Annotated in this window: 12 protein-coding genes, 1 pseudogene and 1 riboswitch; of the genes and pseudogenes, 2 read left to right on the top strand and 11 right to left on the bottom strand. The window is 40.0% G+C overall.

Annotation, left to right across the window (positions count from 1 at the left end):
- Nucleotides 1-10: 10 nt before the first annotated feature.
- From Ana3638_RS12665 to Ana3638_RS12630, 8 genes and pseudogenes are all read right to left on the bottom strand, one after another.
- The gene (locus Ana3638_RS12665) at nucleotides 11-589 is read right to left on the bottom strand and encodes a TetR/AcrR family transcriptional regulator (RefSeq protein WP_330587557.1); all 579 of its coding nucleotides are present in this window, start codon (nucleotides 587-589) and stop codon (nucleotides 11-13) included.
- A 296-nt stretch (nucleotides 590-885) separates the two neighbouring features.
- A pseudogene (locus tag Ana3638_RS12660) lies at nucleotides 886-1,072 on the bottom strand (MFS transporter); the annotation flags it as partial.
- A gap of 175 nt (nucleotides 1,073-1,247) precedes the next feature.
- Nucleotides 1,248-3,605, bottom strand: a complete 2,358-nt coding sequence (locus Ana3638_RS12655) for a PEP/pyruvate-binding domain-containing protein (protein WP_161838350.1) — start codon at nucleotides 3,603-3,605, stop codon at nucleotides 1,248-1,250.
- A gap of 15 nt (nucleotides 3,606-3,620) precedes the next feature.
- Nucleotides 3,621-4,232, bottom strand: coding sequence for a TetR/AcrR family transcriptional regulator (locus Ana3638_RS12650; protein WP_161838349.1), 612 nt, complete (start codon nucleotides 4,230-4,232; stop codon nucleotides 3,621-3,623).
- A gap of 455 nt (nucleotides 4,233-4,687) precedes the next feature.
- Complete coding sequence (gene sugE, locus Ana3638_RS12645) at nucleotides 4,688-5,005, bottom strand: quaternary ammonium compound efflux SMR transporter SugE (RefSeq protein ID WP_161838348.1); 318 nt, start codon at nucleotides 5,003-5,005, stop codon at nucleotides 4,688-4,690.
- A gap of 48 nt (nucleotides 5,006-5,053) precedes the next feature.
- A riboswitch (guanidine-I (ykkC/yxkD leader) is annotated at nucleotides 5,054-5,154 on the bottom strand.
- A gap of 220 nt (nucleotides 5,155-5,374) precedes the next feature.
- Entirely contained in the window at nucleotides 5,375-5,839 is a 465-nt protein-coding gene (locus Ana3638_RS12640; protein ID WP_161838347.1) for a phage tail protein, read from the bottom strand.
- Nucleotides 5,840-5,860: 21 nt separating this feature from the next.
- Nucleotides 5,861-6,076 (bottom strand): effector binding domain-containing protein, encoded by a 216-nt coding sequence (locus tag Ana3638_RS12635; protein WP_202621489.1) that lies wholly within the window; start codon nucleotides 6,074-6,076, stop codon nucleotides 5,861-5,863.
- Nucleotides 6,077-6,214: 138 nt separating this feature from the next.
- Complete coding sequence (locus Ana3638_RS12630; RefSeq protein ID WP_161838346.1) at nucleotides 6,215-8,332, bottom strand: EAL domain-containing protein; 2,118 nt, start codon at nucleotides 8,330-8,332, stop codon at nucleotides 6,215-6,217.
- 450 nt (nucleotides 8,333-8,782) lie between these two features.
- Here Ana3638_RS12630 and Ana3638_RS12625 point away from each other — a divergent pair, with 450 nt between their 5' ends.
- Together Ana3638_RS12625 and Ana3638_RS25185 are read left to right on the top strand one after the other, a co-directional pair.
- Nucleotides 8,783-10,048 (top strand): peptidoglycan-binding protein, encoded by a 1,266-nt coding sequence (locus Ana3638_RS12625; RefSeq protein ID WP_246240181.1) that lies wholly within the window; start codon nucleotides 8,783-8,785, stop codon nucleotides 10,046-10,048.
- Nucleotides 10,042-10,608, top strand: a complete 567-nt coding sequence (locus tag Ana3638_RS25185) for a peptidoglycan-binding domain-containing protein (protein ID WP_246240178.1) — start codon at nucleotides 10,042-10,044, stop codon at nucleotides 10,606-10,608. Before Ana3638_RS12625 ends, Ana3638_RS25185 begins: the two co-directional genes overlap by 7 nt.
- Nucleotides 10,609-10,614: 6 nt before the next feature.
- Here the strand turns inward: Ana3638_RS25185 and Ana3638_RS12620 are convergent, their stop codons facing one another.
- From Ana3638_RS12620 to Ana3638_RS12610, 3 genes are all read right to left on the bottom strand, one after another.
- Complete coding sequence (locus tag Ana3638_RS12620; protein ID WP_161838345.1) at nucleotides 10,615-11,955, bottom strand: sensor histidine kinase; 1,341 nt, start codon at nucleotides 11,953-11,955, stop codon at nucleotides 10,615-10,617.
- Nucleotides 11,956-11,969: 14 nt separating this feature from the next.
- On the bottom strand, nucleotides 11,970-12,704 hold the full coding sequence (locus tag Ana3638_RS12615; protein ID WP_161838344.1) for a LytR/AlgR family response regulator transcription factor: 735 nt from the start codon (nucleotides 12,702-12,704) through the stop codon (nucleotides 11,970-11,972).
- A gap of 173 nt (nucleotides 12,705-12,877) precedes the next feature.
- Nucleotides 12,878-13,795 carry a chemotaxis protein gene (locus Ana3638_RS12610; RefSeq protein WP_161838343.1) on the bottom strand — a complete coding sequence of 306 codons (918 nt, stop codon included), beginning with the start codon at nucleotides 13,793-13,795 and terminating at the stop codon, nucleotides 12,878-12,880.
- Nucleotides 13,796-13,947 lie beyond the last annotated feature (152 nt).

Here is a 13,947-nt window from a genome sequence, read left to right as displayed (position 1 = left end):
AGACTATACTCTATAAATATTTCTCCTTATAAAAATTATTTTTAAATAGATCTATACATTCATCCATTTCTTTGCATAAAGCATCCATTTCTTCGCATAAAGCATCAGAGTGTATCCCTGTTCTAATTGGCATTTTACTTAAGTACCCATCCACAAGCTTATTAATTATTTTCATAACAAGCTTTGGATCAATGTCATCCTTAAATTTTGAAGTATCAGTACCTTCAAAAGCAATTTTACTGCTCAAACTTTCACTTTCACTATTAACAAGAATAGCTTTTATCTCCGCTTTAACCTCATCATCATTTTCAAAATACACACAACTTAAAAAGGAAAGTATCGCAGGGTGTTTTCTCATAATCGAAATTTCAATGCCGGTTGCAATCTTAATTCTGGCAAAGAAATCAGTAACCGTATCATCAAACTTTTCATCGAGTTCATTCATGATAATATGGGTGCATAAATCAATTAGGTATAAATATAAAGACTTTTTTGTGCCAAAGTAACGAAACACCAATGATTTTGAAATCCCCGCTGCGGCAGCGATATCGCTGACGGAAGTTTTTTGTAACCGTTTGTACCGAAGCATATAAGAGCTGCATCAATAATTATATTTTGTTTCTCTTTTGTTAGATTAAAAAAACTCTCCAAATAATCACATCCTTAAATATTTGTAACCGAATCGGTTACAAATATAATATCACTTGTAACCGATTCGGTCAAGGGGTATTTATAATTTTTTGTAGGTAATCCAATATACATATTTTTATTTTTTCTCATTGTACGCGAAACCATTACTTTAGATATGAACCAAGAAAATAAAAAAGAAAGCCTTGAAGGTACACATTTGATGTGCTTCAAGGCTTTCTTTATTGATACAACTTATTAATCTAATTTCCTAACTTCGGTTACCAGCGGACACATTACAGCGATACCGATAATTAAAATACCTGATATCAGAAACCAATGATTTTATACCGATTCTGTCAGCAAAAAATCCGGATAGGATTAATCCAATGGGCATAGCCAGAGATATGATGCTCCCTGTCAGGGAAAACACACGCCCTAAATATACTCCTGCGTTGTTTAATGATTTTTAATGTTTCATTGCTTAAATTATTTTGCATAGCCTTCTCCTCCAATCACTATGTAATGGGTAACATATTTACATTTAGCAGAAATCTGAATTTCTGCTCTCTATCTCTGTAGCCTTGCGGATATAAAAAAGATGCCGCCTAAACCTTAAGTTACACCAATATATGCACGATACCCTGTCCACCGTCGACAATAACCCTGTCTCCCGTCTTGAGCCTTAAAGTGGCATTGCCGCATCCCACAACCGCAGGAATACCCAATTCTCTGGCTACTATAGCAGCATGGGACAAGGGAGCACCTACATCGGTTATTACCGCTGCAGCTCTTGGGAAAAGAGGAGTCCAACCTACATTAGTAGTTGTTGCAACTAAAATTTCCCCGGGCTGAAGCTTTTCGCCTTCTTCAGGTGTTGCCAGGATACGTACGATTCCTTCTACTTTGCCTGCTGCTCCAGCAAAACCCTTAAGCATTTCAGAATCGGATGCTATAACTATTGACATTGTTGAATCATAGAAATCCATTCTTCTATTGTGCTCTTTCACCCATTCAAATGGATTGAAGCGTCCCCGAATAACTGATGGAAAAGGAGGCAGCGCTTTATATTTTTCATAGTTCGCTTTTCTCGCTGGAATATAGTTTACTTTTACTTCTCTATCAGACAAGAGGTCTTCCACTTCATTCATGTAGAGAAAAAACATATCTTCTCCTATTCCTGTAAGTTCACCTGCCCTGATTACAAAGGTTCGGATGACCCTGAAAACCCTTACAAATTCAGATCGTGCTGCCTCCCTGATACGGGCACCATCCGATGCTTTAGCCATTTGCTTTTTAAGCCATTTTACCTTATTTGGAAAACGCTCAGCAAATCTCTTACGGGCAGTCTCATATTGAGTATGCTGTTTCTGTAAAAGCTCGTCTGCATCAACATCCGACTCTTCAAATTCCTTAATCTGCCTTTCCAGCCAGTTTACATCCTCGGATGGATCTGGCATGGATAATTCAAATTCGTGGGGGCCTCGATGACCATACTGCTTATAATACTCCTCACGGCTCATTTCACCTTTTAGTACCCTTGAGATACCTAAGACCGGTCCAAGACTTGCCAGCTCTGAACTTCCCCTTAGGTTGGATAAAAGGGTGTTAGCATCTTCGGTTCCCACCAGCTTTGTAAGCTTTTTACTCAAGGTTAAGCTAAGGACAGCTTTGCTTCCGCTGACAATCAGCCCCCACCATGCTTTTTTATTATAGGGCTCCAGTTCATACTTCCATAAATTCAGTAATTCTTCCTTGGTGTTTAGTTTCTTAATTGTTTTCTTCATTTTTCTGCACCAATCCGGCGTATCCTGAATATATTGCGATATGTTTTTTGCAATTTCCCGATTCTTTTTCAAGTAATATCTGATTCCAGGTAACATTGCTTTTATTACATCCATTCTTGAAAATGGATGAACCGGAATTATTAACCCTTCCGGTATCTGTCCGAATACTTCACCTAGAATTTTCAGACCCAATTTTACACTCCCATACATTGCAGTGATAGCAGATAATCTTTGGCTTATATTTGAGTATATTCTTCCGCAAATATTACCCGACCACAAATAGTATCCTGGTACAAAACCGGATTCAATATCCAGAGCCCTTACTAAACTCCATGTGAGCGGTGTAACAACATCGGGGATTGCTTCTCCCACATTTGTATTTACCCAAAGGGTATCTCCTGTCAAACTCTCATTTATTTCATAGGTATCCAGATTTCCTGGAGTCAAGGTCGTTATTGGCCTTGCCTGGAGAAGATAGAGCTTTCCTTTTGCCACAGCCCATTCGATATCCTGGGGGCTACCCACTTCCCTCTCAAGCTTTACTGCATATTGATACAGCTTAGCGGCATGTTCCTTAAGCTCACCAGGACCGTCATATTTTCCCTTCGGCCTGCTTAATTTAAAATCATACGCATTTGCTTCTCCGGAAACAAGCTGCTCTCCTAACCCATGCACATAATTGCCGATCATGTTTGCGAAACTCCCTGTTATAGGATCGGCAGTAAACAAAACCCCGGAAATTTCAGACGGCACCATCAACTGAACAACAACAGCAATTTGATGAGACTCTTCAATACCTTGAACAGAGCTGTATACTTTTACTCTTTCCGACTGCTTTGATCGAAAGACCGTATAGATGGCCTCCCGTATCTCTTCATCCGTTCCTGCATTAAGAACCGTCTCAAACTCTCCTGCAAAGGAAGCTCCAGCCGAGTCTTCGCTTAAAGCAGAGGATCTTACCGCGAATAATGCTCTTTCCTTGTTCTTTCTTATTGCGTTAAGAAAAAGCAATATCTCGCTCCATGCTTTCTCATTCAGCTTTTCTCCCTGAAACGCCGATGGCAAAATAACAAAACCCTCCGGTACCGGATATCCGCCCTGGAACATCCTAGACAGCATACCGCCTTTTCCACCTGCAAAGGTCTGAAGCTCAGGCGTCAACTCTTGAAAGCTTTTTACCATATTTGTCATAAATATACCCCTTTCTTACTTTTCTATTCCAAATCGTATCATAGAAAGAAAACTGTTCCTCTCCTCAAGAAAGTCCCGAAGATACGTTTCTTCCAAATCATCATTGTTCTCTGCATCCGATAAATACTTGTTATCGAAATAATCCAGCGTAAGCATGACCAGTCTGAAAGCCTGCTCACGATCCACTCCTTCTCTAAGAGAAACCTTTTGAAATAAACGCTTCCATTCTTTTTCATTATTCGCAAGCAGCACTCCATACTTATCTTGAATCTCAATTTTAAGTTCATCCGGTGTCGCATAAAAAGCTTCTTTTATAATTCTCATTAAGTTGGGATTACTTTTATAATAATGGAATTTGATCATACTGAATTTTTCTTTCGCTTCAAAAAAATCCTGGTTTTCCAAAAGGGTATCAAAACCCATTTCAATTTTTCCTTTTTCGAAACATCTGTCCAAAACACAAAGATACAGCTCTTTCTTGCTCTTAAAATGGTGAAAGACTAGTGCTTTGGATATACCCGCTGCGTCCGCCAGCATTGTAGTTGAGGTGTTAGCATATCCATATCGGGCAAATACATCAAAACAAGCATCCAAAATTTTTTCCTTATCATAAAGTTGCAAAGGCATGGGATTTTCCTCCTAAACAAATAACTATACTAACCATCGGTCAATATAATAATACCACTTTGCTGACCATTGGTCAATATAAATCGTATCATTTATTAATCATTACAAATTTAAAAATTTATTTACGCCGAGCCCAAGCGTTTTTGGTTATTCTCTACGTTCGTAATCCCAATGAAAATTGCTGCACAAAAAAGCCCCTTGGACCCGGTGGGACCTTGGCGGCAGTAAGAAATGCATTGATAAATCTTATTCTATTCACAAATACCCGCCGGGTCAATTATGACCCACCCCATAAATACACTGTCCTCTCAGCCGTTGAAGCATTCGATTCATAACGGAGCAATGGTGTCAGGGGCGACGTCGTGGCCTTGACCTGGCAGAATATGATATTTCGCTCTTGGAATGCAATCATCCAATGTCTTGGCAGCTCTGATCAATACAAAGTTCAGCTAAGCTTATGCAGATGTAAGCTTCAGCCCCAAGATCCCTACCATTATGAGACCGAGGAATACAATTCTCCAGATGCTGACAGGTTCATTGAATAGGACAATGCCAAGAAGCACTGCACCGAAAGCGCCGATCCCTGTCCAAATGGCATATGCTGTGCCTATTGGGAGCGTTTTGGTCGCAAGTGACAATAAATAAAAGCTGACTGCCATTCCTCCCAGAGTAATCAAAGATGGTACTAATTTTGTAAATCCTTCCGAGTATTTTAGCCCTGTTGCCCAAATCACTTCAAAAATACCCGCGATGATCAAATAGATCCAAGCCATGTTTTTACCTCCATAACATAAATAAAGCCTGAAAGATATCATCTTGATATCTCCCAGGCTTTTATCCTTCCGTGACACAGCTATCTTAGGCTGCGAATTCTCTCTTGGTCACAGGCCAGTGAAACTGCGGAACCCTAGAAAATTTAAATATTAACTTTTCATAAGACAATATTCTTTAAGTCAATCATCATTATAAATAGTAAGCGCTCATATGTCAATATGCTTTTGAAGTTTCTGCCCGCAGTATCTTCCAAATCCAGAGTATATCAGGCCCTATAATGCAATCCGGACTTGCAAAATAGTACAAGGCGGTTTAAGGGGATTCAAAATAGTTCATACCCTTAGGAGCTATACAGCTATTTACTTACTTTAATACTCTCCTTTAATTACAAAAAATGAACCGCGAATGGTTCCGGCCAGCTTCGACTTCTGCCTGGCAAACTTAAACTTATCTTCTAACTCTTTCGGCACCTCCATCCCCTCCGAAAGCTTTAAACCAACCGCCCTCTTCTTCGGATCGTCAACCGTATACATAACATTGACCTCCAAGCCATCCTCATAAAAGATATAAGCCATTTTGATATTTTCTACCTGAAAGCGCGATGTCTCCAAAGGGTTCGCCGCAAATTCAATATTACGTTCTTCTTTTAAAATCCGGTTCACATATTCCAGGGTCTCCCGGCTCTCCTCTGCCGGTACAACTGTAAATTCATGCTTATATTTGTTCATAAGGTAACGGGCTTCATTCGCCCGTAAACCGGCAAGCGCTTCTGCAACAGGGGAAGACTCCAAACCGGTTGTCGATACCTGATTAAAATCAACGATATAGGACATTTCCATTCCTCCTTTATCTTACTATTTCCTGACAACAGGAATCCACATCTCACCTACAAGTAAGCCGTTTCTTAAACCCATCTCCACCGCTGTATTTGGTCCGCCGACATAGGCATAATTTGTTGCTTCCGGCAAGGCTTGTCCAAAGGCAAGTCCGGCAAGCTTGTTGTTTAATTCCTCAGCCGTCTTTCCTTCTCCTGTAACAACCAGGTATTCTCCCTTGGGAAACTGGATCACCCGGGCTTCTTCAAGATACGGGAAGTACCAAAAGAAATCCTGGAAAGTTTAGAGAATCGATTATTCTTATATTATGTAAGATAGGTACTTTTTATAACAGCAAAATTTGTATATAAGAAACAGGAATAATAAAGGCAATTATTCCTGTTTCTGTATACAACCATTCTCCATAACATATTCCAGGAACTTGTCTGAAGTTAGTGACTTGCTGAAATAAAAACCCTGGAAATACCGGCATCCGAGTTCATGCAGAATCTCCACCTGTTCCTTTGTCTCCACACCTTCTGCAATAACCTTTACGTTCAACTGATCACAGAGGGAAAGAATGGATTTAATAATCAGTCCGTAATATCCATCCTTGCTGACATTGTGTATCAGGGAAGCATCTATCTTCACCACATTTGTGTATAGATTACAGAGGTATAACAATGAACTATGTCCCATCCCAAAATCATCAATGGAGAGATTCATACCAAACTCTCTTATTTGCTTTAGTTTATTCTGGGTGGAAGCACTCAGGTCAATGGTGGCATTTTCCGTAAGTTCCAATTCCATAAAACCGGGATCAATGTGAAAAAGCTCAATGCAGGATTTTATATATTGAACCAGAGTAGCATCCTCCTGCAATTGCCGTGGGCTCAAATTCACAGAAAGGCATATTTTATCACACTTCTGTTGACTCCAATGCTCAAAATCACGGAAGGCCTGCTTCATCACCCACCTTCCCAATTCATTGGTTAGGTTGGCCTCATCGCATATCCTTAATATGATCAGTGGAGATACATTGCCATAAATAGGGTGATTCCATCTTAAGAGAGCTTCCGCTCCCATAACTTCACCCTTGTAGTTTACTTTTGGCTGATATTCTAAATGCATCGGAACACAATCATTCATCAGTCCGTGTTTCATCTCATTCATCAATTCACGGGCGAGAACACCTGTTTCGTCGTGGCGGTTAAGGATTGTATTTTGCTGTCTCTCCTGAATATAATTAATTTCATTGACCAGATTAGCGAAAACCGTAAAACAGGTTTGTTGATGACTTCCTTTCTGCAATCGGACAAAGGGAATATAAATCAATACGGCTAAAACCAAATTCACTGCCTGCAACACAATCCCAGCCACTGACCCCGTACTGAGATAACCGGACAAAAAAATAGGGGTTGTCCATGCAACCTCCTGTGTTATCGGAGGCACCCATTCCATTCGAACAGATACCCATGCAGTTAAGCTTAAAACAATGGGAGACAGCAAAAACGGAATAAGGTAATAGGGATTAAATATGATAGGCAACCCATATATCATAAATTCATTTATGTTAAAAATTGTAGGAAATAACGAAGCTTTTAACCATTTGTTTCCTCCGCTTTTTATCCCGCACAGTAATAAGGCCACCAGCAGCCCTAAGGTTGCGCCGGCACCTCCCAAGTAAACATAGGTATCAAAAAATTCTTTGGTTAAGATAGTAATAGCTGCTCCAGAGTTTACAACCGGTGTTGCTTCTGAAAGCGCATCTATGACAACATTACCTCCATGTATACCAAAAAACCATAAAATATGAGTAAGAAGAAGAATGATTACTGAAGAAGAATAGTTATGACCCGTCAACCAATTTTTATATAAGTCCTGTAAAAGCATCGCCTTGATAGCATTCAGGCCGATCAGCTCAAATAATTCTCTTGCAACACAAAAAAATAAAATGGTAAACATCCCAGGGATTATTGCACGAAAAGAAGCCCTGATCTGAGCACTTCCATTATAATCCATTAGATTCGAAGGCAAAACACGGTCACAGCATTGATACAAAAAGCAAAACAGTTTGCATGCCAGTATGGATATGATTATGGCTTCAAACATTCCGCCTGAACCCGCCGCCTTTTCACTTAATATCAACTCTGTATTATCTTTAAATGCAAAAAATGAGGAAAATGCAGTTATTACTATAATGATAGAATTGACTTCACCGGACTTTACCAGTTTCTTTTCCCTTGCGATGGCATAGCTGACCGTAATTAATGTTAAAATCGCCATGATCTTAAGAGTACTTTTATGTATTGACAGACCAATCTCTTTCCAGCCCTCCCCAAACAAACGAATCAGAAATTCCTGGTAAGCCGGGATGGGCAGATTAATCAGTGCCAAAATAATAGAGCCGATTAAAATCAATGGCATCATATATATTAATCCTTTGCGAAGCGCCCGGATTGTTTGTTGATTTGCCAGTTTTGATGCAAGTATATCAAGCTTTTCGAACAATGTATTTCCTCCTCAAAAGTAATCCATGGGTTGTTAGGTACTTGAACATGATCTTCTTCGAATATAGAAGAATGAGAAATAGATAAGAATTATCTTGACTATACAATGCAGTTATCTTTCGTATCCGCCGGAAACCGGCTATCCCTTTTTCTCTTCTTTCTTCTTAAGGGTTTTATATTGGTACATCTTCGGGCCAATCAGCTTTCTTTTCTGTTATCAAGGCAGAGCATATATCCAAACCTGCACTATTAAAATGTAACTCTATGAAAAAAATTTGTGCTACTACCGTACTTAATTGTCAGTTTTTTGTTCCAAATAAAGTTCAATGAATGGCTCCAACCGGAAGTATACTTTACCCGGATACGGAATAAAATTAATTATGAACGCTTATAAAAATAACTTGTCTTATTTGATTGTTATAAGGCAAGTCATTTAGGAAGGAAGCAAGATATGGGGAGAGGTAATCTAATCATTCAAGTCCGTACCTCCACAAATTCATTGCCTATCAGCGGTGCAAGGATTAAAATCACAGATCAGGAGGGTACCTTACTATACGATCTTATCACTGATGAAAGCGGGCAGACCCAACAGATATCATTGGAAGCGGCGGACCGGGAATTGTCTCTTGATCCACATTATACCGGTACACCATATACTACCTATCAATTGGATGTAGAAGCACCAGGCTTTAATAATTTACATATCGTTGATGTACAAATTTTTGACGGTGAGAATGCAATTCAACCGGTGGCATTAATACCTATGCTGGAAAGACAGACCACACCGATGACGTTTACAGTATATATAGGAAAACATGCCGTGGAAATGACAGAACCGCGCAATCAGGCAGGTCCGCTCATTGATCCCTTTGTTCTTCGCCACGTTATCATTCCCAATCCAATCACCGTTCACCTTGGTACTCCTGCCTCGGATGCCTCCAATGTTCAGGTACCCTTTATCGATTATGTAAAAAATGTTGCCAGCAGTGAAATATTCCCCACCTGGCCCCAGTCAGCGCTGGAGGCTAATATTTATGCCATCATTACATTTGCATTGAACAGAGTATTTACGGAGTGGTACAGAAACCGGGGATATAATTTTGATATTACAAATAGCACTGCCTATGACCAATACTTTGTATACGGCAGAACTATATACGAGTCCATAAGTGTTATTGTTGACCGGATTTTCAACCAGTATGTCCGCCGCCAGGATCAGATCGCACCATTTTTTACATCCTTTTGCAACGGCACCACTGCTACCTGTGCCGGATTATCTCAGTGGGGAACCGTAAGCTTGTCGAACCAGGGAAAATCAGCGATACAGATACTGCGCTATTATTACCCCGATGATATCGAAATTTCACAAACCAATATTATTACAGGCATTGTAGTATCCTATCCGGGTACATCCTTAAAATTAGGCAGTACAGGTCTGGATGTGCTGACCATACAGACTTATCTGAACCGGATCAGGCGCAACTATCCAGCTATTCCGGTGATAACCGATGAACCAGGTAAATTCGGCAATACCACAAAAGCCGCAGTAACGAAATTCCAGAGTATCTTTAATCTGACTGCCGATGGTGTTGTAGGAAAGGCAACCTGGAATAAGATTTCGTCCATTTATGTTGCCGTAACAAAACTGGCAGAGCTAACCAGCGAGGGCACCTCACTGGGAATCGGAACTGTCCCCCCAGTTCTGTTCTCATGTTAGGCTCAAGAGGTTTTGATGTAATAACTCTGCAATATATTTTAAGCTTTATCAGTGCATTTTATCCTACCGTTCCCTCCGTGACACAGAACGGTATCTTTGGAAATGATACTGCACAGGCTGTGATGGCCTTTCAAAAGGTGATGGGACTGCCCTCGGACGGTATTGTAGGTTCCTCCACCTGGAATGCTCTATATGATACTTACTGGGGTATCCGGGAGAATGCACCCCTTCCGGAACCCGGTCCTGAAAGCGGATATATCGAATATATTGTCCGCTCCGGTGATACCCTTTGGCTACTGGCACAGCGGTTTCATACCACCGTTGACGCCATCAAAGCCCTCAACAATTTAACCAGTGATGTTCTCATGATCGGACAGGTGCTGCTGATACCCTCCACGGAAACTACAACTCCCGGATTTTCTTATACCGTCCGCTCCGGCGATACCCTTTGGCTACTGGCACAGAGATTCAATACCACCGTTGGCGCCATCAGAGCTGCCAACAACCTTACCAGCGATGTTCTCATGATTGGGCAGGTACTCTTCATACCCGGTAATTAGATTCTATCACGACGGGTTTCGCAATTGCTGATTTCTGGGAATATGGAGCTTCAGCGAAAAGATTTTCTTTTCCTGATCAGCATCAATTAATACCATACCGCCGGTGTCCTCAATGGTTTTTCGAATGATTGTCAAGCCATAGCCGTGGAAATCTTTCTCCTTTTTGGTACTTACAAGCTCACCGTCCTGATATTCTAACTGTCCGTTAAAGGAATTAGCTATTTCGATAAAGGACCAATCCGGATTTGTACTACCGGTAACCTTGATAAATCTGTCAGAGGTTTGTGGAATTTTTTCACAGGCCTCAATTGCATTATTCAGGATATTCGTGCAGATACGTATTATATCCAGATCAGACAGTATCAAGCTTTCAAATAAATGAAGGGTTGCATCAAACCTGATATTGTGCTCCTCACAGGTATTAGCTGAATCCTGCAGGATGGCATCCAGAAGTACATTATTGGAATAGGTTTTATGCATCAGGACATTTTTCTGCATGGTATCATGTATTTCATCCAGCAGTTTAATGGCCTTTTCATTTTCATTGTTTTTGATTAATATTTTTACTGCTGACATTACATTCCCATAATCATGCCGGAATATCCGGTAACTCTCTGTGAATTTCTTGTAGGAATTGTAATGGCTGATCTGGCACTCCAGCTGCTCCTGCAGCCGTTTGGTGTTCAATTCATATTCCAACAACCCGGTCACCTGGACGATCGTATTCCAGATAAAAGCCAGCAACGCTAAGGTAATTGCGCAGGATGCCAGATAGTGAAGAGAAAACCATAGGGCATTGATATCCAAAAAACGTCCTTCATTTAACTGAAGCATATAAACAACTATTGCAAACTGATAATAAACAATTGATCGTAATGCCTTGGTATGAGGAAATAATGGCTCTGTCTTGGTATCGGGAGCGATTACCCTTCTGACAAGCAGAACAAAGAATACCCCAATCAATCCTGCTATGGCGGCTATCATGTAGTAATAATGATCCAGATTTAGCACTCCGTTAATACTTTCCTGTTGGAAGATGGAAAAGAGGGATACAATCATACCTCTGCTGCTGTAAAAAACAATAATATATGCACTTGCACCGTGCAATATCCGTAAAATATCCATCTGGAACAGCAGCTTCAGTTCCAGCATAAAGGATGCCATGATAACAATAACCCCCAATTGATGGAGGTTTAACCTATCCATGGCAGAACTGCAGGCTAAATTAATCGTTACTGCAATGGCATAATAAATCCAATGCTTTCGCTTCGACTGAAAATGCCTTTTAAAATACAGAAGACAGGTTAAATTATAAGCGATTATCGATATGGAAGCTATTATCAGCATTGTTAACTCCTCTGTTACCGATGAATACTAAGTCTTGAGATATATTCTGAAAAAGCCTGGTCTACCAGCTTGGCATAGGTTACGCCAATGGGAATAACCTCCCCTGTTTTCAGAATCAGGCTTGGCCTTGTAAATTTACCAATATACTGTAAATTGACCATATAGGATCGGTGTACCCTAAGGAAATCCTTGTCCTGCATCTGCTTTTCCAACTGCTCCATGGTACCGTAATATTCAACACTCTCACCATTTTTTGTATGAACCTTCACCAAACGCTTCCATATCTCAAAATAGGAGATTTCTTTCATGGGTATTACCTTACGGACACCACCTGATTCATATACAAACATCTCCGTTTTTCTTCCTTCTGCACGTGAGATAGCCCGAAGTAATATCTCTTCAAACCGTTCTACTGATGTAGAGTTCTTGATCAGATATTGAACAGGGGAAGCATCAAATGCCTCAAATACATAGTCTTCACTTGTGGTTAGGAAAATAATCTGGGAGTCACATCCCAGTTCTCTCAGCCGCTTAGCTGTATCTACACCGTTCAACGTTCCCATCAGAACATCCAGATAGATGATATCTGCCAGATTAGGGGAATCGGCCAAATGAAATAATAATGCCTCGCCACTTTCATAGGTTGAAAGTGTGAAGGTGATCCGGTTTTTTTTTGCCAAATACGTAATTAAGCTATCATATTTATTGATCGTCTGCTTATTATCATCGCATAAGAATATTGTTACCATTTGTTCAATCCCTCATTCGAAATACGGCATGCTGTTATTATCTGATTGACCATCAGGGGTAATCTATCTTGCCATTCGCTGTTTATTTTAGAACTATAATATCAGAATATGGCAAAAAATCGATGGATTTTATATTCATCGATTTTTTATTCAGATTTATTAATTCAGACTTTTTATTCTGATTCCTTACGGATAATCTGATTGATTGTCTGAACCAATTGGCCTATCTCAGGTTTTGACAGTTGGGCATTGGCTCCGACTTTTTCGCCTTTGATTCTCATTTCATCCGAAATCAGGGATGAAAAAATGACTACAGGTATCGCGGATAATATATTGTCCTCTTTGATACGTTTTGTCAGATGATGCCCGTCCATCTGCGGCATCTCAATGTCAGTAATCACACATGTGATATAATCCGGTTTATCTTTGATGCTCTGCAAATAATTCCATGCTTCTTTCCCATCGGAGGTTTTAATAATATTATGATATCCTGCTTCATGCAGTGCATCAATAATCATTCTGTTCAGCATTGGAGAATCCTCAGCAATCAGGATACGCATCCCGTCATTATTATCTTCAAACTCTTCTTTGAATTCAATATTGCCTGTTTCTATATTTGAGTATGGATAAATTTCATACATGATTTTTTCAAAATCAAGCAAGGTGATAATCCGATCCTTCAGCTTAGCAATGCCGGTGACTAAGCCTTCGCTATTACCATAGATCGCCGAACTGGGTTTTTCAACCATCTCCCATGAAATCCTGTTAATTCCTGCGACAAGATGAACATGAAAGGCAATGCTCATTTTATTAAAGTCTGTAATGATTAATATATCCTGATCCGGGCTATCTGAATCATGATAATTCAAAAATTTTGCGAGATTTACTACAGTAAACAGCTCATCTCTGGACCGTATAATACCCTCGATGCTAGATTGGGAATGAGGAATTCTATGAACAGTCTGATAGCGTATCAATTCTCTGACCTTTGCTACATTGATACCAAAATACTCCCCTGCAATAACAAATTCCAACACCTCCAGCTCATTGGTTCCTGTTTCTAAAAGAATTTTATTCTCTCTATGGTTCATAATCCCTTAATCCTTTCCTAATCATTGGAAATAGCAAGTGCATTGCATCACTATTCTTCGGCCTTGCTGGAACCTTCCCTTTATTCCGATAACTTGCTGGTATGTTTTCTTTTTCAATAATAAGATTTAAAACGTCAGATATTTTTAAGACT

The sequence above is a fragment of the Anaerocolumna sedimenticola genome, from assembly GCF_009931695.1.
Lineage (GTDB): Bacteria > Bacillota > Clostridia > Lachnospirales > Lachnospiraceae > Anaerocolumna > Anaerocolumna sedimenticola.
The sequence above is the reverse complement of the archived record's forward strand: the minus strand, read 5'-3'. Positions and strand labels throughout refer to the sequence as shown.

Bases quoted from the DNA above. Each gene is read 5' to 3' on its own strand.
- Ana3638_RS12665 (WP_330587557.1), bottom strand. From the start codon at position 589: ATGCTTCGGTACAAACGGTTACAAAAAACTTCCGTCAGCGATATCGCT.
- Ana3638_RS12655 (WP_161838350.1), bottom strand. From the start codon at position 3,605: ATGACAAATATGGTAAAAAGCTTTCAAGAGTTGACGCCTGAGCTTCAG.
- Ana3638_RS12650 (WP_161838349.1), bottom strand. From the start codon at position 4,232: ATGCCTTTGCAACTTTATGATAAGGAAAAAATTTTGGATGCTTGTTTT.
- sugE (WP_161838348.1), bottom strand. From the start codon at position 5,005: ATGGCTTGGATCTATTTGATCATCGCGGGTATTTTTGAAGTGATTTGG.
- Ana3638_RS12640 (WP_161838347.1), bottom strand. From the start codon at position 5,839: ATGTCCTATATCGTTGATTTTAATCAGGTATCGACAACCGGTTTGGAG.
- Ana3638_RS12625 (WP_246240181.1), top strand. From the start codon at position 8,783: ATGGGGAGAGGTAATCTAATCATTCAAGTCCGTACCTCCACAAATTCA.
- Ana3638_RS25185 (WP_246240178.1), top strand. From the start codon at position 10,042: ATGTTAGGCTCAAGAGGTTTTGATGTAATAACTCTGCAATATATTTTA.
- Ana3638_RS12620 (WP_161838345.1), bottom strand. From the start codon at position 11,955: ATGCTGATAATAGCTTCCATATCGATAATCGCTTATAATTTAACCTGT.
- Ana3638_RS12615 (WP_161838344.1), bottom strand. From the start codon at position 12,704: ATGGTAACAATATTCTTATGCGATGATAATAAGCAGACGATCAATAAA.
- Ana3638_RS12610 (WP_161838343.1), bottom strand. From the start codon at position 13,795: ATGAACCATAGAGAGAATAAAATTCTTTTAGAAACAGGAACCAATGAG.